Genomic DNA, 23,000 nt, shown 5'->3' on the forward strand with positions numbered 1-23,000 from the left:
TGTTGCCCTAATTGCATAGGGCAAAACTCACCACTGCATTTCACCCTTGTTGACCTTGGCGCCAATGTCCAGTGCGATGCCGAGTCCCGCACCCGGGTATGCTTTTTTCATGGCTTCGATCAGTTCGGTGCCGTTCTTAGCCTTGGCGGATTCGGTGTCAAAGCGGTGCAGATATTCACGTGTATATTGCACAGTGCTGATATCCAGTGCCGTACCCGGCGCACTATGGCCTGGTACAACGGTTAAAGGCTTGAGTGCTTCGATCTCGTCAAGTTGCGCGAACCAGGCTTGGTGCTCGGCAGGCTTTTGCGTGTCAGCGGTCCAGACATGCAGGTTGCCGAAAATGGCGATGTTGCCGACCACAGCCTTGATGGAGGGAATCCAGGTGTAAGGGCGATGAGCCAATACTCCGGTCGTGCCGCGCACTTCGATGGTTTCGCCATCTACCATCAGCGTATTGCCCTTCAATTCGTCCGGAATAATCGGTTGATGTGGTGCATTGGCGCCCATCTTCGGTGCCCAAAAGGCTAGCTTCCCAGCGAGTTTGGTCTGGATCTTCTCGCGTACAGCAGGGGTTGTAACGACTTGGGCTTGAGGAAACAGGTCCTTGAGTACCTCTGCGCCAAAGTAGAAATCAGGATCGGCATTGCTGATGAAAATGGTTTTGAGTGTTTTGCCACTGTCGAGCACATTGGCAGCAACGCGCAGGGCATCGGCACGGGTGAAACCACTATCGATCACGACCGCTTCAGTCTTTCCGCTGATCACCACGGCGTTTACGTTGAAACTATTGCCATCGGCGTTGTACACCTTAAGCGTCAATGGCGCAGTCTGCGCACTGGCGCTTGAGGTTGCGACGATGCCCAGGGCTAGGGTGGGAACGAGAAGGCGGCTGATTTGCTTGAGGCTGAACATGTGGATCTCCTTGAAACAGTGAGTGGGCTTGCGATAGGAGGTACTTTATGTTTTGCGATTGGATAGATAAAGTTCGTTATAGTTGATTATTTTTTGCGTGGATCGATGCAATGGACCGTTTAACCGCTGTACGTGTATTTGTAGAGGTCGCCGATCTGGGAGGGCTCACGCCAGCGGCAGAGCGCTTGGACATGTCTACCGCAATGGTGAGTCGTTACCTGGCGGCAATCGAAGAGTGGTTTGGGGCGCGACTGTTGCACCGTACCACACGCAAGGTAAGCCTTACGGATGCGGGGTTTGCCGCTTTACCCGCCTGCCGACAAATGTTGGATATCGCGGAAGAAGCCCAACACATTGCAGCGGAGCGTAGTCGTGAGCCTGCCGGAGTGTTGCGTGTCACCAGCTCAGGTTCATTTGCTGATGCGCAACTGACCTCTGCCCTGGTGGATTTCCAGCAACAACACCCGCAGGTCGAAGTTATGCTGTCGGTGGGCGACAGGGCGGCGGATTTGGTCGGCGAGCGGGTTGATCTGGCCGTGCGCATCACCAATACGCTTGACCCCACCATGATCACACGCCCATTGGCGCTATGCCGCTCCGTACTGTGTGCGTCCCCCGCATACCTGCAGCGCCACGGCTCGCCCCGCAGCGTGGAGGACCTTCACAACTATCGCTGCATTGCACACGCGTTCGGGATCGGCAAACAGTACCGTTTTACACGTGGGCAGGAGACGATTGAAGTCCCAGTGAATTGGAGCTTTCACACCAACGAGACAGCCGTTCTCCGCCGTGCGGTATTGTCCGGCGCAGGCATCGGCATGCTGCCCACCTACTATGTGGGGGGGGATTTGCAGCAAGGCGATCTCATTCAAATCTTGCCAGCAGAAGAACCGGAGATTCTGGGCATCCATGCCATCTATCTATCCCGCCAACATCAACCGCTCGCGTTACGGCTGCTCGTGGACTTTCTTGCTGAGCGTTTTGGCGGGCCTGTGCCGATATGGGATCTGGCGCTATCACTCTCTCAAAGAGTGGGCATGTGATCTTATTGCTATAAGCCTGCCAACTCATCTGCCCCCAATCAAGCACAGAATGCGGTCATGACATATCGCTTGTCAAACCTCTATCGCTATCAGTTTTGTATATTTTGGAACAGAAAGATGAGCGATTGGATCAGCTCAATCTGTATTGAGGCGAAGCCGCCAGTGGCGGCGCAAGAATAGGGGCCGCGTTAGCGACCCGGCCAGCAGCTTTGAGCGGCCCACATAATGAAGGCCCCCGGTTTTGCCGGGGGATTGTTACTCGATAGATTTGCCGTACGCAGACATCTCGGTATTAGCTGCTATTGATGGTATTTCAGACAATTGCAGCAGATATTTCTTTGGGATACGTTCTGTACAAATGGTTTAGGTCCAGCAGATCGATCCGCAGAAGCTGTACGACCCACTGGAACCAAGCCTCAGAACCGGTCGAAGAATGTCTTGATTTCCTTGGCTGCGAAAGCGGGTGGCCAATGGCCACCGTCGTTATAGCCGCACCAAGCCACCGGATACTTGGAATTACAGCCTTGATACTCCACGCAGCCATTTGTCCCAATCGCGCGGGTGGTGGTCGTGCAGCTGTTCTTGGCGATATATTTGTCGCGCGCTTCCTCGCCATATTGGTAGCCCACCACCGAATCTACCTTGGAGTGCAGCAAGATGGCAGCAACTTTGTTTTGTGAGTTGCCACAACCGCTCCACAGCGAACCCGACATCGGCGCCACGGCACGGAATGTGTTGCCCATCTCACAACCGATGGCATTGGACATCATGCCACCAAAGCTGAAGCCAGTTGCGTAAATGCGCGAGGTATCCAGACACAAACCATTTTTAAGTTGGTCTACCATGGCTTGCACAAAGTGGATGTCACGGTTATTGGGGTTGGCCCAACCGCTGTCGAGCCCATTGGGCGCAACAAAGATCGCGCTATCGCCGTAGAGTTCCTTCAGGCCATAAAAGGGTTTTTGGCTCGCCCAAGAATTGCCGTTATACACGTCCGTCGCTTGTCCTCCCCTCCAATGCAACCCGACCACCAGTGGGTAAGCTTTCTTCGGATTGTAGTTGGCGGGCACGCTGACCAAAAACTCCCGACTCAAGCCATCGGAGGTCAGAGTGTACTTACCATTGGCAAACAAGGTTGTCGAACTGCAGCCTTTGCTAGACACGGCGGACACTGCCGAGATGCTTGCGGTATTGTTGCTGGAGGACGATGCGCTCTCTAGTGAAGATGTGTTGTTCGATAAGGCAGTACTGTTCGTGGAAGCCGAGCTTGTGTCGCTTGTGCCACCACCGCAGCCGGTTGCAAGGATAGCCATTGCGAAAACCAAGGGCACCGACCGGAAAAGAGAAGTTGAAATCATGATAATAAGCTCCTAGTCAAAAAAAATCTTGAGATCTATCCGCACATATTATGGATTGGCAAAAACTTAAGAATGAAAGTACAACTGGCATAGAAATATGCGGATAGACGATTGATTACTGTACGTAAGTGGTAACACTCATCGCTGGCAACTTGGCCGTAAAGGCATTTCCACTTACAGTGATCGGGCTTTGTTGTACAAATCGCCCACTACCACTGGTTTGATAAGGAATCAACGAAGTAATAGTTTTGTTTTTGATCAGGACAGGCTGGCTGACTGAGTAATTGTTGGCATTAATCATCACCAGCACGTAATGACTGCTCCCTGCATAAGCTGATAAATACACACCGCTCGCAGGTTGAGCTGTTGCGTCATAACGTGCATACCCAGGACGAATATAGCGAGAGAAGTGCTGAACACCCGTGCCAAAATAGGTCGGGTTGTTGCTGTTGTCGATCAACCCGGTTGGCTGGCTATCGTTGGAGTTGACCAACCACCACCAAACATACGCATTGTACTGTCCGACCACCATGGAGTTGTGGATTTCAGTCGCGGCAGCAACAGCATCGGCCAGATTAGTGCTCCAAGCACTGGCAGTAGCAGTTTTTGCCGTTGAATCCAAATAGTGCTCAGTCATCCAGAGTTCTTTGCCTTTGCTCTTGGCCAAGGTCGGGTAGCTTGGTTTGCTTCCGTATAAGTGCCCACCGATGATGGAGATGTTGGTCGCGGCACTCACGTTGTTAAGCGCCGCAGCAGACATGTTCGGGTTGAAATTTAAGGATTCCGGCATCATCAGTTTGACCGTAGATCCTGAAATGGCGCGGGCACCGTAGTTGGCAGCCCAAGTTGCTAACTGATCTGCCGACCACAAACACGATTCATAGTTCTGTGGATCCCAATCTGGCTCATTTTGTATAGATATCGCGTACAAATTGACGCCTTTTGTTTTTGCGTAACTGATATAAGACTTCAGGTAATTCGCATAGTCTCCGTAACTCGATGTCGCCAAGTTGCCGCTCCACAGTTTGTTGGAGCGGTTATCGTTTCCCACTTTCATGCTCACTGGCGGCGTCCATGGCGTTGCAAAAACAATCGCCCCCAGGTCCTGCGCTGCTTTGCCGTTTGTCAGCTCCGCATTCCATGCAGAGGTATCAGCTGTTTGTGACGAACTATTCCAAGTGGCTGGCGCAATGCGTAAGCGCATGATACTCAATCCCAGGCTGCCACTATCTGTTCCATACAATTTTTTGACCCGAGCTGAAGTCATCACTCCATTCCAGGCTTCCGACCCCCCAAAGCCACGAATCGTCTGTCCTACTTTTGCGTAATCAACTTCCGCTGTCGTAGCACCCCACGCAAATAGTGGTGTCAGGCACAAAAGCACAGGAAAAATTTTCTTTTTGAATTTGAACATCATGCACTCCATCTTCAATGATTATAAATAGTGTTTTGATCAAAACACCGCTTATTGTCCTTGACGTCGTTTGTATTCAATCAGAGCAACAGCAAGTCCAGGTATTTCACTCTGTCCGGATTGCGGGGTTCCCACCCCACAATCCGTAGCAGAAAAAACCTTTCCTACTGAGCCGTCAACAAGCCTAGCTTGTAAGGCGCTGCGTCATAAGCGCCACTATAACTGGGGTCGAGTCCTTGATATAAATACTGCATATGGCAGGCATCGATTTCCATTTTTTGATCATACCCAGCGCGAATCATTTCACCGTGGCTAATACTGGTAGTCCATTTGCCAGTGGGGAATGAAACGTTGCTTGCGCCTGCAAAGGGGTCTGCTTCTGACGTCTTATATGCAGTCCACGGGCCATCCAGACTGGTCGAAGTCCAGGCTCTGAAGAGGCGCGGGCCAGATTGCCAACCTTCTACGATCAGAAGGTATTTGTTCAGGCCCTGCAGTTTGTATACATTGGAAGCCTCAAACAACTGGTTTTGCGCACCAGACATTACCGTCGTATAACCGCTGAAGTGCGGGAAATTGGCGACACTGGTCTTGCTCATGTATAGCTTGCCATCGTCTCTTGAGAAGTACAGATAACAGTTGCTATCGTTACAAATCACCCAAAAGTCCAGTGCGTTAGTAGGCTCGCCAGACAACAGAGATTGTGGCGATGTCCAGCCCGAAACGTTGTTGATATCCGAATTGGTGGAGTATCTGCCGCCCCATTGCGTGATCAGGTACCACTTCTTTTGCGGCGCAAAATAGAACACTTGTGGCGCGACTGTAGAACTTCCACCTGCTTTAAAGCTGGTTTGATTCGCAGACGACGCTGAATTGAAATCCGAAAAGTTCATGTATATGGACTTGTAACCGCCGTTATAAACCGTTGCAAATACATGGTATTTACCGTTGTAATTGACAACCGTTGGATCTTTCACCGAAACATTGCCATTTTTGGGTGAAATAAGCGGTGCGCTAGATTTCCAGCTTAAGGTTTTTGGAAGATCGCATATGGTGGCTGCATACGCAGCGGTTGCACCAATAGCGAATGATATTCCGACCAACAGTTTCCGCAGCATTGACTTGCCTCCTGCATTAATATGATTAATTAGAAAATGCGAAACTTTCTACGCTCTACAGCACTACTAACCAAAGTAATGTCGGATACCTCCTTTCACATTAACCTTAACCAATCACTGTCCAATGAGCAAAAAGAGAAGTCCTTGCACAAAGCCGGACTTCACCATTCAACTTCCGACAAAACGGACCATCTGTGTGCATGCACATGGCTACGATAAGTAACCATGCCATTGTGTAAAAATCGATTTAAACGACTTGCAGCACCCCAGAGAGAATTCCGGGGGCCGCGATTTTGATCGAGTCATGCCCGGATGGCATGACAGCACACAAAGTTATTTTGTCTTTGCGTTGGTTGTTGCCACATAGCCTTTCAACCAAGTCAGCGCAGGGCGCTCCTTGCCGTTGCTATAAAGGCCAGAACCATCTTTCCAGGTTTCACCAGACCTATATCCCCACAAGGTGATCCCCTTTACGCTACTGTGTTGCCACATAACCGGGAACAACTCCTTGTATTTGGCCAATTGGCCTGCATCTGAGCCACCATTGACGATATCCAACTCTGAAATGTAGATATCTACGCCTAGGCTTGCATAGTCATCCAGCGTCGCTTTCATCTGGGAGGCATTCATATAGTCCAGATTAAAGTAATGCGACTGCAGTCCAATCCCATCAATCAGATTACGATCCTTGAGGAGCTTGGCTATCGCCTTGAATTTGCTGCGTGCACTTGGATCATTTTCTGTTCCGTACTCATTCATCAGCAGTTTGGCATTCGGACAATACTGTTTTGCAAGGTGGAACGATGTGATGATCCAATCCCATCCGGTCGTACCATTACCTCCGAGTGCATTCTTGAAACTTGGGACTTGATGCAATGGTTCGTTCACCACGTCAATGGCCCACGATTTCGGATAGCGGGCACAAGCGGCCTTTATCCATTGTTCAACCTCCACACGTTGATCAGAAGAGGAAAGGTTTTTCACCCAACCTGGCTCCTGTGATCCCCAAACCAGCGTATGCATTTTGAACTTATATCCCTTTGATACGGCATAATTGTAGGCCACATCTGCCGCCCCCCAATTCATGGAGCCACGTGTGCCTTCTACGCTTCCCCACTTGGTCCCGTTTTCAGGCGTGACCTGATTCCAATATGTGCCATATTCAGACGGCACATAGCCAGCAATAACATTACCGACAAATTTGGCCTTGCCGGTAGCCATCTGAGCGGAAGCGGGTACAGAGGAGAATATCAACCCTACGCAACCAGCCAAGCACATTTGTTTGAATATCGAACCAATAGAGCCATTCAAAAATCTCATCGTCATTCTCCAAAAGTTTTGTTTGTGCACATCAATATTTTGTTCACTGAAGTCATATCTAGCGCCGTCTATCTACAAAATCTTGCTTACAGCCAACCTCCTTTCCTAAGCGTTAGCTAAATTTTGAGTTAAGCCCTCTCATCGCTCCAATTGGACTGGCTTGTACGAGATTAGTCCAATTCTTTTGTCATGATTAACCTAGTGCGTGCCGGTCTTCCGGACCAGCTGTCTATGATGTGGAGACAGAATATATGGTGGCGGTGCCATTAAAGCTGTTTAGATGACATTAAAACTATTGCAGAAATATTTATAGTCCAATTTACGGAACCAAGTTCTTTATTACATATACATGCGAATAAAATTTTCTCATATTGCGTATGCAGAATTCGGTATGTACTAATTTGTCAATTACATGAATGTTTCTGCTATGCATTAAAAGCGCAGGATGTTTGCTTATCCAGGAGTTTGATAACTCTTATATATTTCAACTACTTACGTTTTTCAGGACAAGAAATTATGTTGACTGTATATGCATAATAATTGTTTGGTCAACGACGTAAACAATAAAACAACAGTTATTCTTTTCTAAGAATCAAGTTCTTAGCGTTGTGAGCGCTTACATTCATAATTTGTTCGTCTGGGCCGATCATAAATAGATGTACGGCATTTACCAAAGTGTCGGATTTCTGTAAGTTAATAGGAATATGCTGAACCGTGAAAGCGGTTTCATTTTCAATAAGCAATGATTTTCTGTCAGAGTTTTTCATTGCCGTTTGTCCGAAAATTCCTTGTCCTCGAAGAGTATTTAAGCAGGTGATAATATACTTCAACGCTATCAACCGATTATCATGAAGACAGGTGCGAAATGCCTTACAAGCCTAAGTTGATTGCGTCCTCCCTTGTATGTTTTTTTGGCTTGCTGGCGCTGGTTTCATGCGGCGGGGGCGGCGGCAGTAGCGAGAACGGAAGTTCGAGCACAAGTAGCGATAGTGCATCCACATCAAGTACGTCAGGCACAAGTACAAGCACTACACTTACTTGTGATGCACCGGAGCAATTCTCGATTCCGAGTACTGGATCTGTTGTGGGAAATGGCACCTTGGCCAGTTGCACAGAAACGGCACTTAAAGCAGCTATATCAACTGGGGGGCACATCACTTTCTCTTGCGGCAGTGCACCAGTGACAATCGCTGTGACCAGTGAGATAACGATTCCCAAAAATACCGTCATTGACGGATCTGGACTCATCACGCTTGATGGTGGTGGGAAGAACAGGATATTGGTTGCCGCGAACAATCGCTCTCTTTCTGTTCGTAATATGCGCTTCATAAATGGTACGGCAAGCCAAGATATGACCGGGGCTGGAATTGGCGGGGCTGTCTCCGGGCCGTATATGGACAAAATCGAGGTCATTAACAGCATATTTGAAAACAATACCGCCGGGCGTGGTGGTGGTGCTGTGGGGGTTGGAACCGCAGGTTCTCTGGTAATTTCGGGCAGTACCTTTAAAGGTAACAATGCGTGGTATGGCGGTGCTGTTTATAGCCTGCTCTCACCGCTTACGATTGTGAATTCCGTATTTACAGGAAATAGTACAACGACAAGCGGAGGGCTGGGCGATGGGGGGGCGATTGGTACAGACGGCGCCTCAACAGACCCTAGTGACGCCATTGGTGGCGATATCAAGATATGTGGAACGCAAATTACCAATAATAAAGCCTACGGTAGCGGCGGCGGAGCCTATTTGTGGGTATATCCGCCGGATCGAATTATTATTGAGCGGACGACTGTTTCAAACAATGTTGTTTCGCCGAATGGCAGAAACAGTAATGGACTCGGCGGAGGCATGCGTGTTAGCAACGGAGAAATCTATATCAAGCGTTCCAGCTTCCTATCTAATACGAGCGAAGGTAACGGTGGAGGGCTTTATCTGGACTGTGCCCCTACTTGCATGCTGACCAACAGTACATTCTATAAAAACACAGCAGCAGCTTACGGTGGCGCCATTTTTGGAGATAAACACCAAAGCAATAACGTCACGTTTGCCAGCAATTCTGCTGGAGGACATGGCGGGGCTATCTTCGGTAGTAATTTTGTATTGAACAACACTGTATTCCTGGACAACTCGGCCGGTAATCCGTGGGGGCAAGCCATGTCATGCAGTTCGACAGGGACTGGTGTCAATGTCATGCAATGGCTCTCTGCTTCATCCACTGGGGGCGGTGACAAATGTATTCCAAGCATTACAGCGGCCAACCCTCTGCTTGGCGCTCCCGCAGATAATGGCGGGCCGACATGGACGATGCTTCCTGCTGCAAGTAGTCCGCTCCTCCAGGCAGGAACAAATTGCGAATCCATTGATCAGCGCGGTAATTCCCGTAACACAAGCAAGTGCGATCTCGGGGCTGTAGAGCTGCCCTAGATGAGTTGATGATTGCATGGAAAGTTTAATTTAAAGGTGAGTAATGCAGTATCTCAAAATGCATAAGACAGCGGCTCTGTGTTGTGCTCTGGCCATTTTTATAACAGGTTGTGGTGGTGGATCGGGAGCCACCACTGCAACTTCTGATAATTCTGCGAGTACGTCTACGGGCGGCAGTTCTTCATCGGGCGGGACTCTCTCCAATGCCAGCGCAGGTTGCGGTACATCTGCACAGTTTTCGGACGGGAAGTATTCTTTGGTATCTGATGGGGTTACTCGGGAGTTTTGGGTCAGCGTTCCGTCAACCTACAGCAAGAGCCATCCCTATCCTGTTGTCGTGGGCCTTCATTGGCGTGGAGGTCAGGCAAGCGATGTGTATAACGGAGGCTCTTGGGCAAGTAGCAAGGCCTTTTATGGGCTGAAGGAACTCTATGGTGACACTGCAATATTTGTAGCTCCTGATGGACTCGATAATGGGTGGGCCAATAGCAATAACCAGGATATTCACTTTATGCGGGCGATGGTGGCCAAAATCCAGCAGGGGTTATGCATTGATAATTCACATATCTATGCAACTGGGTTTAGCTTTGGAGGCATGATGTCCAATGCCATCGGTTGTGAGATGGGGGATACTTTCCGAGCTGTCGCGCCGATGTCTGGATCTCTATGGAGTGGTTGTGCAGATTCATCCAAGAGGGTTGCTGCCATTTTTTTGCACTCGAAAATAGATGCGGTGGTTGACTACAAGTATGGGGAAGAGGCACGGGATAAGTATCTCGCCAGGAACAGCTGTACGACGACCACGCGTGCCATCGGCACAAACGGTTGCATGGAATATCAGGGATGCCAAGCCCAATACCCTGTGGTGTGGTGCGGATACGACGGCGGTGGTCATTGGCCTCCTGCTTTTGCAGCGCAGGAGATCAAAACCTTTTTTGACCGTTTCTAAACCACAGTTCATCTAGGCCCGGGAACGCTCTGATGTGGCGGTGTGATTGGTTTCCGTGCAGCTTGGTGACGCAGAGACTTGGCATGGGCGGCTGTTTCCTGCGTAATAGGGGCTGTCCAGAGACTTTGTCTGCCTGCAAGCGATTGCTGAATTTGCCCAACAGTGCTGCAACATTGTCCAGAGCTGTTTCTTGGGGCCTATAATGCTGGCAAGCACAGGGTGAGGGGGTCGGTGCCTTGCCTACGGTCTGCTGTGATTGACCGGTTTGTATCGAAGGAGCCGCAGGGCGTTGCGTGCAGTACCGGAGCGGCGATTTTGTGAGAGGTTCGATTGCATATGAAGGATGAGCAAGTGCTGCGTCCTGGCTCCCAGGGCGAGATGACGGTCCGCTTTGATGCCGGGTGCGTCACGGTAACAGATGAGGAAGATGCCTGGCTTGTCTGTTTTGCCGATCAGGCTGTGTCGCCTGTCCGTTATTTTTTGCTGCAGCGTGCTCATGAATTCGACGCCCAGGATATCCAGTTCGACATGGCAACCTACCATGTTGAACGCGATGACCAGAGCCAGTCCTGCTACGGCGGCATCGCGGTGTTTGATCTGTATCGTGATCGGGTTGTCGTGCGTCTGAATGTCGAAGGCTCGCAAAGCTTGGAAACCCTAGGATTAGACGTACAGTTTGCCCTGGATGACACCCGCTTTGAGTGCCTCAGGCAGCAATTGGAGCGTATCTTTGCGGGTACTTCATGCTTGGTGATTCACGGCTAGTATTTGAGCGCCTTGTTAGTATGAGCTGTCATGCGATCGTTCTGTTCAGGTGTGTGAGCATGTCGATAAATCATGACTAATTGGGGCTGTGGCGCTTATCGCATGATGATGCCTTTTTTCATGTATCCAGATTCCGCCTGTTGTCACAGCCTTGGTGGTGAATGCCTGTGTGAGACACTACATCAGTATAAGAATGGGGTAGAGGTATAAAGATGATGGTCTTGCAGTGCCTGGCGGCGGTGCTGGTGGCGTCACGGACTTACTGGTATGTGGCTTTGCCGTTGTTGATAGTAGCGATTGTGTTTGTTTTGGGCGTGGCCGCCGTAATGCCAAGCCGGGTGGCAACCCTGTTACGTGGAATACCTTCGGTGTTGGTGATCGGTTTTTTCGCCAACCAGTTTGCCGGGCATTTTGCAAGCAACTGGTTGCTCGCCACTTCTGGCATTGCTGGCTCGGCCACGGTTGTGTCGATTGAATCGACCTCTTCCATGTACAACGATCAGCCGGTGATGCGCCATCAGGTGATGATTCGCCCGCAGCAGGGTGGGGCGGTGATACAAACCTACTTTGATACCAGCGACTTCAACATTACCCCGCAGCCGACTGAGGGTGGTTATGTGTATCCACAGCAGGGGAGCCGCTTCAACGTGCGCTATCTGCCCGATTTCCCGCGTGCTGTCGTCGTCCTCTCTGATGATGACAGCCCCTATAGTCGGAGTCTGCGTTGTCAGCACAGTATGGAAGTACAAAACAAACTGAGCAACCAACTGGCATTTGACCCCCAGAATGGCGAATTCAAGGCCGCCCTGGCAAACGCCAAGCATGTGGCGGAGCAGGACTGCCGCGACCCCGATGTGCCTGCTACAGAGACACCAATCCCGTAGTTATCCCTGTGCATGCGGAAACCCGCAAGAAGCGCTCAAAGCTCTTCGTATTCATGACGCATTAAATGACCTGGTACATCACGTCACTCTGGTGCGCTACAGATACTCGGAGAAGTCACACTGGTAACTGCTATGAGTAGGAGAAAAGATCTTACTCGCCCACTCCTTGAAATCTGCCAAGGTTTCAATCTTGTACCGCGTTCCAAAACTCACGATCTCGATTCTCGGAAGCTCATCGCGCAATGCTCGAAGGCAGGCAATGCAGGCCTGCGCCGGAGAGGCCGTGTCGTACCAAATCGATTCCAGGAACTGGCACCGCAGTTCTCCACCAACAAAAATGTCATGAACAGGTTGCGGTGAGTTCATCGTTTGATCAAATGACTTAGGATAAATGAATTAAGAACTGTAGATTGTAGAGCAAAACTATGTATAGCCCACGATTGACACCGACTTCCAGCCGCCAATCTTCAGCGTGTAGGTTGGGAAAGCCGAAGGCGTCTCCCAACGCTTCTCATCTCTCCACAGCCAGGATTTCACACTCTGCATCACTCCCCCTGTCTGGTGGATAAATGCTTTGAGCCACTGCATCACGATTATGCCGATAATTCGCTATGCGCTAATCATGAATAGGATTTTTAACTGTACAAATAACGCCGTGCTGCGAATTACAACGCAAAAGCGTTGGGAGACGCCTTCGGCTTTCCCAACCTGCGCGCTGGCACAGTGGCAAGGCCGTAACCCGGAGTAGGTCGGAAAAGCGTAGCGCCTTCCAACGCTTGGTTGTTACGGGATACGCATGGCATGCGTAGGATGGAGCCTACGGCTGATCCGACCTACTATTTCTTCTCGCATTCCGGGTTACGGCCTTGGCAGGCCTTTGAGGACTCAGAAGATCGCCTGATCTGGCCCCGCCCCGTTAATGAATAATGGATATATTGTGGGGAGCTGTGCTCTCAGCCTTGTATCTACGCGCTGACGTACGCCATCGCTTCCGGTCCTTACTAGGCGATAACAGGGCTTGCAGCTCTCGGATCTGCCTCGGGTTCCGGCCTTATATTCCCTTTCATTCATCCGTCAGAGATTGTGCTGGAATGGCGATCTATACTGACTGTAGTTGTTTGGGCGCTTCTGCTACGTCTGGTCGTTGATTTTTGAGGCTGACCTGCACGGATGGCGGGGCTTGGATAAGGGGTTAACCATCGTGATGCGCCTGATCGTACGTACCATTTGTCTTTGGGGACTACTGATCGCTGCCACATCAGTGTGGGCGCGATCCCCGCTCTGCTTTGCCGCCTCGGATGATTGGTTGCCTTATAGCTCGTTCAGCGCGCCTGGTGGTGGTTTGCTGGTGAGGATTGCTCGTGCTGCATTTGCAGCCCAGGGGCAGGATTCAAGCTACGTTTTCCCGCCGTGGAATCGGGCGTTGACAGAGGCGCGTGCTGGTGTTTTGACGGGGATCGTGGGGGCTTGGTACTCAGAAGAGAGGGAAAGGGACTTTCTCTACTCGCAGCCCATTTATAAAAACGAGATTGTCTTTATTGCTTTCGCCAATCAGCACATTGAATACCGACAGCCGGCTGATTTGAGGCCCTACAAGATAGGGGCTGTACGAGGCAATAGCTTTGTCACGACCTTGCAAAGCGCCAATCTACAAGTCGACTTGGCTAAAGACATGGATGAGAATCTGAGAAAGTTCGTGCGTGGGCGGGTGAAGTTGATTGTTGATGAAAAGCTGTCCACCGAATTCGCTATTGCCGAGAAGTTTCCAAGCATTAAACAGAACGTTGTGTTCTTGCAACCACCACTCGAAACGAACTACCTGTATCTGATTGTCTCTAAAGAGATAAGCGATGCCGCTCAAATTATCGCCGATTTTAACAAAGGCTTAGCCAAAATCGAGCAGAACGGCACACTCAGGAGGATCTACCAGGACAGCGGTTTTTGAGCGAACGATCTTGCGTTGTATTTGCGCAAGTGATTGTTGATGCGCTATTGCTGCCCTCGTTTGACCCAATGAGAAGGCATCTTTCAATGTTCTATTTCAGCGCGTAGGCTGGGAACAACTACCCGCCAATAATGTAATCATGACAAAGATATCAACACGTTTTGCAAAGTGTCGCTACATCAGGGGCGGAGCCAACACGCGGGGGTAATTGTAGGGTTTGCATGCACAGCATGCGAACGCGTGATAATCGAGAAACCACAAGCCTTTGCAGAAAAAACAGCATCAAACAGACGGCATTTCTCAATCAAAGTTCGAACGCGTGCGCAACGAGTTGCGCACCCTACACGGCTGCATCCCCAATCTGGTGGATAAATGCTTTGAGCCACCGCATCATGATTATGCCGAGAATTCGCCATGCGTTAATCATGAATAGGATTTTTATCGATACAAATAACGTAGTGCTGCGAATGACAACGCAAAAGCGTTGGGAAAGCCGAGCGAAGCGATGGTTAGGTCACATCGCTCTCAGGTGCTCCTTCGTGAGCCTCCAGATTGTAGGTGGCGACATTTACTGCACCTGCCGAGAAACCGGAAAAGACGCTGCAAGAGGGACCCCCCGAGTCTGTTTTCAAGGAGATGTGGTAAAGCCCCTTGCCATCTGCTCTTGCAACCACATGTTCGTTTAGTAGGTCTACTAACTTATGCGACCAGAGAATGACTTCGTCGTAGTCCAGTTTTCCAATGGGCGCTTCGGTTTCAATGGTGCGGATAGTTCCGCGATGCAAGACTTCGCCACATTTGTTGTAGAGGACCTTGAACTCGGTGAAGGTTAGTGCATTAGGTTTTGAGTTTGCTTCAAGATGCCAACCACCGTCAGTCTTTGTGCGGGTAAGACTTTGAGGAAATGAATGGGGGTGGTTTCTTTGCAGCAACTTCATAATGCGCTCTGCATTCCATTCCTTCTTCGCAGCGCTGGACCTCGCCGCCGGAAGATCACCGTGCAACTGTAGGCACCCAAGGGCCACCAGTTCGCAAATGCGGCGGAACTGCAAGTAACAATATTCGCGGGCGTAGGGAGGTGATAGGTTCAGTTCTCCGGTGCATGCCCGAGCAACAAGAGCAATTCGTATAGCCAACTCATACATGAGGCGGAGATAGCCGCGAACGGCGGTCTCTTCGGCGAACGGTTCCAAGATAGAGGACATCTACGAGAGGCCTAACTAGTAGACGGACAGACAAAAGTCCGGGTAAATCATTGATTTATCGAAAGCGTACATTCAGTCCGTCCGTGTACGCTTATCAATAGTGCGGACAGAAGGGCAAGACGTGAAAGCGCCTGAACGTCCGCTTGGGGTACCCGATATCCAGGGGCCGCAATGGGCCGAACTCAGCCTCTCCATGCTGCATCAATACCCAATTAGTCGTCAAGGCTTGAGGAGAGGTTGTTGAAACACTTCCGTACATGTGTTGGAATTTCCACCTTTATGATGAGGAAGGCCAGCATGATTCAGCCTGTTTAAGCTGCGAGCAGGGGTTTGATGAAAACGCTCACATTCGGTGATGGAAATTCCCGAGGCCATGTGGTGAGAGTTTTGTGAGTCATTGACTTTGGCATTGTTGCCCTCTCAACCCCGTTGGGGAACGACAGGGATGCAATAAAAAAACGGCAGCCCGGTTTCTCGGACTGCCGTTTTCTTATGCTTTGGCTTGTAGCAAGCCGTGGGGCTTACTTCGGAATCGAGCCTTCCACGCCTTCCACATAGACGCTCATCTTGCGCAGATCGGCGTCGGCCAGGGTCTTGCCGGCGGGGACGAATTCCTTGCCGGTGTTGTCCTTGAGCGGGCCGCTGAAGGGGTGCAGCTTGCCAGCCTTGAGGGCGTCGCGGCGCTCTTCGGCGAGCTTCTTCACATCGGCCGGGGTGGCCGGGCCGAAGTTGTCGATGTTGATCGCGCCTTCTTTCACGCCATACCAGATGTCGGTGGTCTTCCACTCACCCTTCATGGCCTTTTCCACCTGCTCGTTGTAGATCACGCCCCAGTTCAGTACGGAAGCTGCCAGTTGGGCCTTGCCGCCGAACTTGGTCATGTCCGAATCCCAACCGAAGGCGTAGATGCCCTTTTCCTGGGCGGCCTGCACCACGGCGGGGGAGTCGGTGTTCTGCATGAGCACGTCGGCACCTTGGGAGATCAGGGTCATCGCGGCTTCACGTTCCTTGCCCGGGTCAAACCATGCATTCACCCAGATCACCTTGGTGGTGGCCTTGGGGTTGACGCTGCGGGCGCCGATGGTGAAGGCGTTGATGTTGCGGATCACTTCTGGGATGGCGACCGAGCCGACCACACCGAGCTTGCCGTTCTTGCTCATCTTGCCTGCGACCACACCCAGCATGTAGGCGCCTTCATAGGTGCGGATATCGTAGATGCCCATGTTCTTGCTGCTCTTGTAGCCGGTGGCGTGCATGAACATGGTCTTGGGGAACTGGCGGGCAACCTTTTCGGTGGCGTTCATGTAACCGAAGGAGGTGGTGAAGATGATCTTGTTGCCCTTGGTGGCTAGATCGCGTACTACGCGTTCTGCGTCGGCGGTTTCCGGCACGTTGTCCACATAGGTGGCCTTGACCTTGTCGCCGAACTTGGCTTCAACTGCTTTGCGGCCTTGGTCGTGCGAGTAGGTCCAGCCGTGATCGCCCGTCGGGCCGAGATAGACGAAGCCGACCTTGAAGGGCTCATCGGCAAGGGCTGTGCCGCTCAACGTGGCAACGATGGCCGTGGCCGAGGCCAGGCGCAGGACGGTGTGCAAAAACGACATCGAGAAACCTCCATGTTGGAAAATAGGTTCAGGGCCAGAATGGACGACTCTGGACTTGGAACCATTGCAAAATTGGTTTGCAATGGTAGTGCAAATTCAGAACGCAATTATGATGCCAATCAGAGACAATCGCGGTTCTTGTGTTGGAAACGTGTTGTCGGACCGGTTGGCCTGATAGACTTCGGGTTTTTCCGCACTCGGCGGATCGGGCCTGGCAGGCTTTGTGCATTTCCCCCTGGCAACCCCTTAATTCTAACCTTAATTTCTCAGCTGTCGCATGAGCGATCCTTCTTCTATTGGCTTGGCCAAGACGCCTGTTCCACCGCGCCTGGCCTTGTGGAACATTACCAAGCGCTACCCCGGTGTGGTGGCCAATGACAAAGTCAGCCTGTCGGTCGCGCCGGGCGAGATTCATGCTGTGCTGGGCGAAAATGGTGCGGGTAAAAGTACCTTGATGAAAATCATCTATGGCGCCACGCACGCGGATGAGGGGCACCTGCTCTGGAATGGCAAGGAAGTTCACATTGCCAACCCGGCCGAGGCGCGCCACCTCGGCATCGGCATGGTGTTCCAGCACTTCCAGTTGTTCGAGACACTCTCTGTGGTCGAAAACATTGCCCTGGTGCTGGAGGGCAAGTTCGATCTCAAGGCGTTGGCCATACGGGTCAAGGAGGTGTCTGAGAAGTACGGCCTGCCCCTGGACCCGTACCGCATGGTGCACAGCCTCTCGGTGGGTGAGCGCCAACGCGTGGAAATTGTGCGTTGCCTGCTGCAAAATCCCCAGCTTCTGATTCTTGACGAACCCACCTCGGTGCTCACACCGCAGGCTGTGCGCAGTTTGTTTGGTACGCTGCGCCAACTGGCTAGCGAAGGGGTGAGCATTCTCTACATCAGCCATAAGCTCCATGAGATCCAGGAACTCTGTGATCGCGCCACGGTGATGCGCGGTGGGCGCGTAACAGGTGAGGCCAACCCGAAGGAAGAAACCTCTGCCAGTCTGGCCCGGATGATGATTGGCCGTGAGCTGCCCGTGTGCGTCTCCCCCGCATTTGAGGGTGAGGCCAAGCCGGTGCTGGAGGTCAAAGGGCTGAGTTACGCCAATGACGACCCTTTCTGTTCTTCTCTATTCGATATTTCCCTGTGCTTGCAGAGTGGCGAAGTGCTGGGGATTGCCGGGATTTCCGGTAACGGGCAGGCGGAATTGCTTGCTGCACTATCGGGCGAGCAGCTTTCTGCTTCCGAGTGCGTCCTGTTGGAAGGTCAGCCGGTGGGCCATCTGGATGCTGGACGCAGACGCGACCAGGGTTTGGCCTTTGTACCTGAGGAACGCCTGGGGCGAGGGGCTGTGCCTTCGATGAGTCTGGCGGAGAATACTGTCCTCACCGCTCACCGTCAGGCCGGGCTGAGCCGTTATGGTCTGCTCAACTATGGTGCTGCGCGGGAGTTTGCCAAGCGCTGCATTGAGCGTTTCGACGTGCGCTGCCCTGGCGTTGGAGCCGCTGCGCGCAGCCTCTCCGGGGGGAATCTGCAGAAGTTCATCGTCGGGCGCGAGATCATGCAGGCGCCCCGTGTGATGATTGTGGCCCAACCCACCTGGGGGGTCGATGTCGGCGCTTCGGCTGCGTTGCGCCAGACCCTGATCGACATTTCGCGGAGCGGGGTGGGGGTGCTGGTGATCTCTGAAGAACTCGAAGAACTCTTTGAAATCTGCGACCGCATCGCCGTGCTGGCCGGGGGCAGGCTCTCTGAAGCCCAACCCAAGGCTCAGACCGACGCGGAGCAAATCGGCCTGCTGATGGCAGGCTCCCAACAACAAGCTGCTTGATCTTTGCCATGCATCTTCTGGAACCTCGTGCCAATTCTTCCCAACTGATGCGTTGGGCAGGGCCGCCTATTGCGATCCTGCTGACCTTGTTGGCCGCCTCTGCCTTGTTTGCCATTCTGGACAAGCCTCCGCTGCAGGCGTTTTATGTATTCTTCATTGAGCCGCTGGAAACCGCCAATGGCTGGAGCGAGCTGGCGCTCAAGGCATCTCCGCTGATCCTCATCGCCCAAGGGCTGGCCCTGGGTTTCCGTGCGCGGGTTTATAACATCGGCGCCGAAGGGCAACTGCTGATGGGGGCTGTGTTTGCCAGCGGTGTGGCCATCTACACCGATGGCCTGAACGCCTGGTGGATTCTGCCGATGATGATCCTGGCGGGGGCACTGGGTGGCGCTTTGTGGGGCAGCCTGTCGGCTTGGCTCAAAACACATTTCAATGCAGATGAGACGCTCACCACCCTGATGCTGACCTATGTGGCCACCTACGTGCTGTCCTATCTGGTCAGTGGGCCGTGGCGTGATCCGGGGGGCACCAACTTCCCGCAGTCCATCATGTTTGGCGAATCCGCCATGTTTGAACCCTTGTTTGATGGCCTGCGTCTGAACTCGTCGATCTTTATCACGATCGTGGCGGTGCCGCTGTTCTGGCTGTTCGTGTCGCGCAGCTTCCGCGCCTATCAGCTTGCGGTGGGCGGGCTGGCGCCTGCGGCAGCGCGCTACGCGGGCTTCTCGGCTCGATCTGGGGTGTGGATCAGTCTGGTGATCTCCGGGCTGACGGCTGGCCTGGCCGGGGCCATGGAAGCCGCCGGGCCGGTGGGGCAACTGACGCTATCGCTCTCGCCGGGCTATGGCTATGCGGCCATTATCGTCGCCTGGGTGGGGCGCCTGCACCCAATCGGGATCGTGCTCTCGGGCCTGCTGCTGGCTTTGATCTATCTGGGGGGTGAAGCTGCCCAGGTGTCGATGCAGCTGCCCTCAGCCATCTCCTGGCTGTTCCAGGGCATGTTGTTGTTCTTCCTGCTGGGGGTTGATGTGTTTGTGGATTACCGTTTCCGCCGCCGGCGCGACAAACGTTTGATGAGCAGCGAAGAAGGGGCGAATGCATGATTGATTCCATCATCCCCATTCTGGTTGCTACCCTGGCCGCAGCAACCCCTCTGATTTTCGCTGGGCTTGGCGAACTGGTGGCCGAGAAGAGCGGCGTGATCAACCTGGGTGTCGAGGGCATGATGCTCATCGGTGCAGTGGCTGGGTTTGCGGGGGCGCTGTCCTGGGGTACCTCGGTCGGCTTGATGTTTGGGGCCGTGGCGGGCGCTCTGGCTGCACTTCCCTTTGCTTTTCTGACCCTGTCACTGGGGGCCAATCAGTCGGCTTCGGGGCTGGCAACAACGATTTTCGGGATCGGCCTGTCTGCCTTTATCGGTCAGTTCTTCGTCAGCCAAGGCTTGCCGGGCATGAAGCCGTACGCGATTCCGCTTCTGTCTTCCATCCCGCTGCTGGGGCCGGTATTTTTCACCCAGACGCCGGTTGTGTATCTGGCTTATCTGCTCTATGCCATGCTTGCATGGATGTTGGCCAAGACGCGTTGGGGCCTGATTCTGCGTGCGGTGGGAGAATCTCCCGAAGCGGCCCACGCCATCGGATACCCGGTGCTGGCGATCCGCTATGGTGCGGTGTGCTTTGGCGGGGCCATGGCCGGTTTGGGGGGCGCCTATCTTTCTACTATTTACACCCCGCTGTGGGTGCAGAACATGGTGGCCGGGCGTGGCTGGATTTCGGTCGCGCTGGTGGTGTTTGCCGCCTGGAAGCCGACTCGCCTGATGCTGGGGGCATGTCTGTTTGGCGGCATGACCATCCTGCAGTTGCAGGCCCAGGGTTTTGGGGTGGCGGTTCCTTCACAACTGTTGTCGGCAATCCCTTATGTGGCCACCATCTTGGTGTTGATGGTCATTTCACGGGATCGCAAGAAGCTGCAACTGAATCTTCCGGCATCTTTGGGCAAGCCCTTTGTGCCAGGGGAGTAAAACGGCCACGCCTGAATTGGCGTGGCTTTTTGGAGCGCGTTTGGAGAGGAGAATATGAAAAAACCATCAAAAATCTGGTTGTGCCTGTTCGCCGCAGGGGTTTTGTCGGCATGTGCTACCGGCCCTGCCACCCAGGTAGGCGGGCTGCCTCTTGAGCGTCAGGCATTGGCTGCCAATGATGGCTGGGCATCCTTTGGTGAAGGGGTGAGCGGCGGCGCGGCAGCGACAGCAGAAAATGTATTTACCGTCAGCTCGCGCAAAGAGCTGGTGGATGCTTTTCACAAGGCTGGGGATGCGCCCAAGATCATCCTGGTAAAAGGCAGCATTAATTTGTCTACCGATGATACCGGTCACGAGCTGACGGAAAAGGATTATGCCGTTGCTCCCTATAACTCTGACGAGTACATGAAGGCCTACGCGCCTGCCGTGTGGAATGTGAAGCTGGAAAAAGGTCGCCCCGTGCGTGACCTGACCGGCCCGCAGGAAGAAGCCCGCGAGGCTTCGGTCAAACGCCAGCGTGCTCAGGTGCAGATCGTGGTGCCGTCCAATACCTCGATCATTGGTCTGGGCAAGGATGCCAAGATCATTCGCGGCAATCTGGTGATTGGTTTCATGGGGGATGTCACGAAGAACGCAGCCACGGCGACCCAAAATGTGATCATCCGCAACATCAGCTTTGAGGATGCCTTCGATTATTTCCCTGGTTGGGACCCGGGTGACTCCTGGAAGGTGGATAAGAACTATCCGGGTTGCCAGGAAGCCTATGCGGATGTCAATGTCGGCCCGCAGAAATGCCCTGGTGGGCGCTGGAATTCGGAATACGACAGCATTTCAGTCAACGGCGGCAAGCGCGTGTGGATCGACCACTGCACCTTTTCGGATGGCGATCGGCCGGACAAGAAGTTCCCACCGGTCTTCCCCTTCCCGCATAACGAGATTACCCAGAAGGTGCAACACCACGATGGCGCGATTGACATCACCAATGGCGCAGATCTGGTGACGGTGTCCTTCAGCCACTTCAAGGATCACGACAAGACCAACCTGGTTGGCGGCAGCGATAGCAAGGGGCCTATCGATTCAGGCAAATTGCGTGTGACCTTCCACCACAATTATTACGAGAACATCGGGCAGCGCATGCCGCGTGTGCGTTTTGGTCAGGTGCACGTCTATAACAGCTATTTCGTGGGGGATGCGACGGCGGCAGATGATCCCAAGCTCAATACCTACCAGAATCATCTGCGTGCCATTGAGCGCAAGACGGCCAGCAATGTTTTCCGTCAGGCCTTGGGTGCAGGCAAGGATTCGGCCATCTACTCTGAAAATAATGTCTTTGACATTGCTAACGGGGGCGCCGATGTTGTAACAGTCAACATGGGTGGCAAGGTGTTCTTTGATCAGGGCTCCGTGGTCAATGGTGCGCCGACTGATCTGCTCCGAGCTGCCAATGCGGTGGGCAAGCCGATGACGCCCGATGTGGGTTGGAAGCCGACGCTCTACGGCACCAAGATTCTGCCCGCGTCTGAGGTGAAGGGCTATGTCAAATCCAATGCGGGGGCGGGCAAGCTCTGATATTGGGAATGCTGTTGAGATAAAAACGGTGGCCTTGTGCCACCGTTTTTTCATCCAGAGTCAAGATTCGTGTGGGGTGACTTGTTCCGGGTCTAGGATCACCGAACCGTCAGGCCCCCAATTGACCTTGGTGATGCCGGGTTCGAGGCTTTCCAGGCGTTTGGCCTCCATGTCTGCGGGGCTCAGATCTCCCATGTCCAGCCGCATTAGATCAGCGAGGCGGCGGTTCTCCAGCAACAACTCTCGGTGCGCCAGACTTTGCGCAATGGCCGCGACCAGTTCGTAATCCTTCCATGGTTTGCCAATGAAGCGCTCAATGCCAACTTCATTGATGGCGCGGGTCAGTGCATTCAAATCCGCATAGCCAGAGAGTACCAACCGACAGGCGTCGGGTTGTAGTTTGCTGGCATGCTTGAGGAAGGTGATCCCATCCATTTCCGGCATGCGGTAGTCCGTCAGGAATACATCAATGGGGTTGTGTTGCGCGTATTCCAACGCGGCCCTGGCGGAAGTGAACGCCACCACCTCCAGGTCGAATACATGTTGGCCAAAGGAGCAGGGGACGATGCGCAGGATGCGGCGCAATGCCTGAAGGATGGATGTTTCATCGTCAACTAACATGATGGTGCTCATGATGATTCCTT

Annotated in this window: 20 protein-coding genes; 11 read left to right on the forward strand and 9 right to left on the reverse strand. The window is 52.8% G+C overall.

Annotation, left to right across the window (positions count from 1 at the left end; translation table 11 throughout):
* Nucleotides 1-27: 27 nt before the first annotated feature.
* Nucleotides 28-915: an MBL fold metallo-hydrolase gene (locus B145_RS0121095; protein WP_018609982.1), complete on the reverse strand. Its 888-nt coding sequence runs from the start codon at nucleotides 913-915 to the stop codon at nucleotides 28-30.
* A gap of 110 nt (nucleotides 916-1,025) precedes the next feature.
* Here B145_RS0121095 and B145_RS0121100 point away from each other — a divergent pair, with 110 nt between their 5' ends.
* The gene (locus B145_RS0121100) at nucleotides 1,026-1,958 is read left to right on the forward strand and encodes a LysR family transcriptional regulator (protein WP_018609984.1); all 933 of its coding nucleotides are present in this window, start codon (nucleotides 1,026-1,028) and stop codon (nucleotides 1,956-1,958) included.
* Between the two features lie 416 nt (nucleotides 1,959-2,374).
* Here the strand turns inward: B145_RS0121100 and B145_RS28865 are convergent, their stop codons facing one another.
* Entirely contained in the window at nucleotides 2,375-3,121 is a 747-nt protein-coding gene (locus B145_RS28865; RefSeq protein WP_245541897.1) for a CE1 family esterase, read from the reverse strand.
* A gap of 16 nt (nucleotides 3,122-3,137) precedes the next feature.
* Between B145_RS28865 and B145_RS29415 the strand changes: the two genes are divergently transcribed.
* Nucleotides 3,138-3,332 carry a hypothetical protein gene (locus B145_RS29415; protein WP_245541898.1) on the forward strand — a complete coding sequence of 65 codons (195 nt, stop codon included), beginning with the start codon at nucleotides 3,138-3,140 and terminating at the stop codon, nucleotides 3,330-3,332.
* Nucleotides 3,333-3,431: 99 nt separating this feature from the next.
* Here B145_RS29415 and B145_RS0121110 read toward each other — a convergent pair whose 3' ends face one another.
* The 3 genes from B145_RS0121110 to B145_RS0121120 all read right to left on the reverse strand — a co-directional run bounded on the left by B145_RS0121110 (nucleotide 3,432) and on the right by B145_RS0121120 (nucleotide 7,168).
* Entirely contained in the window at nucleotides 3,432-4,733 is a 1,302-nt protein-coding gene (locus B145_RS0121110; RefSeq protein WP_026259355.1) for a glycoside hydrolase, read from the reverse strand.
* 161 nt (nucleotides 4,734-4,894) lie between these two features.
* Entirely contained in the window at nucleotides 4,895-5,848 is a 954-nt protein-coding gene (locus B145_RS0121115) for a glycoside hydrolase family 62 protein (RefSeq protein ID WP_018609991.1), read from the reverse strand.
* A 333-nt stretch (nucleotides 5,849-6,181) separates the two neighbouring features.
* Nucleotides 6,182-7,168: an endo-1,4-beta-xylanase gene (locus B145_RS0121120; protein ID WP_051082638.1), complete on the reverse strand. Its 987-nt coding sequence runs from the start codon at nucleotides 7,166-7,168 to the stop codon at nucleotides 6,182-6,184.
* 1,180 nt (nucleotides 7,169-8,348) lie between these two features.
* Between B145_RS0121120 and B145_RS26530 the strand changes: the two genes are divergently transcribed.
* The 4 genes from B145_RS26530 (at nucleotide 8,349) to B145_RS0121145 (ending at nucleotide 12,188) form a co-directional block, all read left to right on the forward strand.
* Complete coding sequence (locus tag B145_RS26530) at nucleotides 8,349-9,590, forward strand: choice-of-anchor Q domain-containing protein (RefSeq protein WP_018609997.1); 1,242 nt, start codon at nucleotides 8,349-8,351, stop codon at nucleotides 9,588-9,590.
* Between the two features lie 58 nt (nucleotides 9,591-9,648).
* Complete coding sequence (locus B145_RS28870; protein WP_157288561.1) at nucleotides 9,649-10,539, forward strand: CE1 family esterase; 891 nt, start codon at nucleotides 9,649-9,651, stop codon at nucleotides 10,537-10,539.
* Nucleotides 10,540-10,875: 336 nt separating this feature from the next.
* Nucleotides 10,876-11,304 (forward strand): Imm10 family immunity protein, encoded by a 429-nt coding sequence (locus B145_RS27810; protein ID WP_018610001.1) that lies wholly within the window; start codon nucleotides 10,876-10,878, stop codon nucleotides 11,302-11,304.
* A 212-nt stretch (nucleotides 11,305-11,516) separates the two neighbouring features.
* Nucleotides 11,517-12,188: a hypothetical protein gene (locus B145_RS0121145; RefSeq protein WP_018610003.1), complete on the forward strand. Its 672-nt coding sequence runs from the start codon at nucleotides 11,517-11,519 to the stop codon at nucleotides 12,186-12,188.
* A gap of 96 nt (nucleotides 12,189-12,284) precedes the next feature.
* Here B145_RS0121145 and B145_RS0121150 read toward each other — a convergent pair whose 3' ends face one another.
* Nucleotides 12,285-12,554, reverse strand: a complete 270-nt coding sequence (locus tag B145_RS0121150) for a hypothetical protein (RefSeq protein ID WP_018610004.1) — start codon at nucleotides 12,552-12,554, stop codon at nucleotides 12,285-12,287.
* Nucleotides 12,555-13,392: 838 nt separating this feature from the next.
* Here B145_RS0121150 and B145_RS27815 point away from each other — a divergent pair.
* On the forward strand, nucleotides 13,393-14,133 hold the full coding sequence (locus B145_RS27815) for a substrate-binding periplasmic protein (protein ID WP_245541901.1): 741 nt from the start codon (nucleotides 13,393-13,395) through the stop codon (nucleotides 14,131-14,133).
* A 509-nt stretch (nucleotides 14,134-14,642) separates the two neighbouring features.
* Here B145_RS27815 and B145_RS0121165 read toward each other — a convergent pair.
* Nucleotides 14,643-15,326: a hypothetical protein gene (locus B145_RS0121165; RefSeq protein ID WP_157288563.1), complete on the reverse strand. Its 684-nt coding sequence runs from the start codon at nucleotides 15,324-15,326 to the stop codon at nucleotides 14,643-14,645.
* A 533-nt stretch (nucleotides 15,327-15,859) separates the two neighbouring features.
* On the reverse strand, nucleotides 15,860-16,942 hold the full coding sequence (locus B145_RS0121170; RefSeq protein WP_018610011.1) for a BMP family ABC transporter substrate-binding protein: 1,083 nt from the start codon (nucleotides 16,940-16,942) through the stop codon (nucleotides 15,860-15,862).
* A gap of 277 nt (nucleotides 16,943-17,219) precedes the next feature.
* Between B145_RS0121170 and B145_RS0121175 the strand changes: the two genes are divergently transcribed.
* From B145_RS0121175 to B145_RS0121190, 4 genes are read left to right on the forward strand one after another with little or no spacing between them, the layout of a single operon-like run.
* On the forward strand, nucleotides 17,220-18,767 hold the full coding sequence (locus B145_RS0121175; RefSeq protein ID WP_018610013.1) for an ABC transporter ATP-binding protein: 1,548 nt from the start codon (nucleotides 17,220-17,222) through the stop codon (nucleotides 18,765-18,767).
* Between the two features lie 8 nt (nucleotides 18,768-18,775).
* Nucleotides 18,776-19,870 carry an ABC transporter permease gene (locus B145_RS0121180; RefSeq protein ID WP_026259359.1) on the forward strand — a complete coding sequence of 365 codons (1,095 nt, stop codon included), beginning with the start codon at nucleotides 18,776-18,778 and terminating at the stop codon, nucleotides 19,868-19,870.
* The gene (locus tag B145_RS0121185) at nucleotides 19,867-20,787 is read left to right on the forward strand and encodes an ABC transporter permease (RefSeq protein WP_018610016.1); all 921 of its coding nucleotides are present in this window, start codon (nucleotides 19,867-19,869) and stop codon (nucleotides 20,785-20,787) included. The genes B145_RS0121180 and B145_RS0121185 overlap by 4 nt, the downstream gene beginning before the upstream one ends.
* Before the next feature lie 54 nt (nucleotides 20,788-20,841).
* Nucleotides 20,842-22,356 carry a pectate lyase family protein gene (locus tag B145_RS0121190; RefSeq protein ID WP_018610019.1) on the forward strand — a complete coding sequence of 505 codons (1,515 nt, stop codon included), beginning with the start codon at nucleotides 20,842-20,844 and terminating at the stop codon, nucleotides 22,354-22,356.
* 60 nt (nucleotides 22,357-22,416) lie between these two features.
* Here the strand turns inward: B145_RS0121190 and B145_RS0121195 are convergent, their stop codons facing one another.
* A complete protein-coding gene (locus B145_RS0121195; RefSeq protein ID WP_018610021.1) occupies nucleotides 22,417-22,989 on the reverse strand; it encodes a response regulator in 573 nt (190 codons plus the stop codon).
* Nucleotides 22,990-23,000 lie beyond the last annotated feature (11 nt).

Source organism: Uliginosibacterium gangwonense DSM 18521, assembly GCF_000373965.1.
GTDB classification, from domain to species: domain Bacteria; phylum Pseudomonadota; class Gammaproteobacteria; order Burkholderiales; family Rhodocyclaceae; genus Uliginosibacterium; species Uliginosibacterium gangwonense.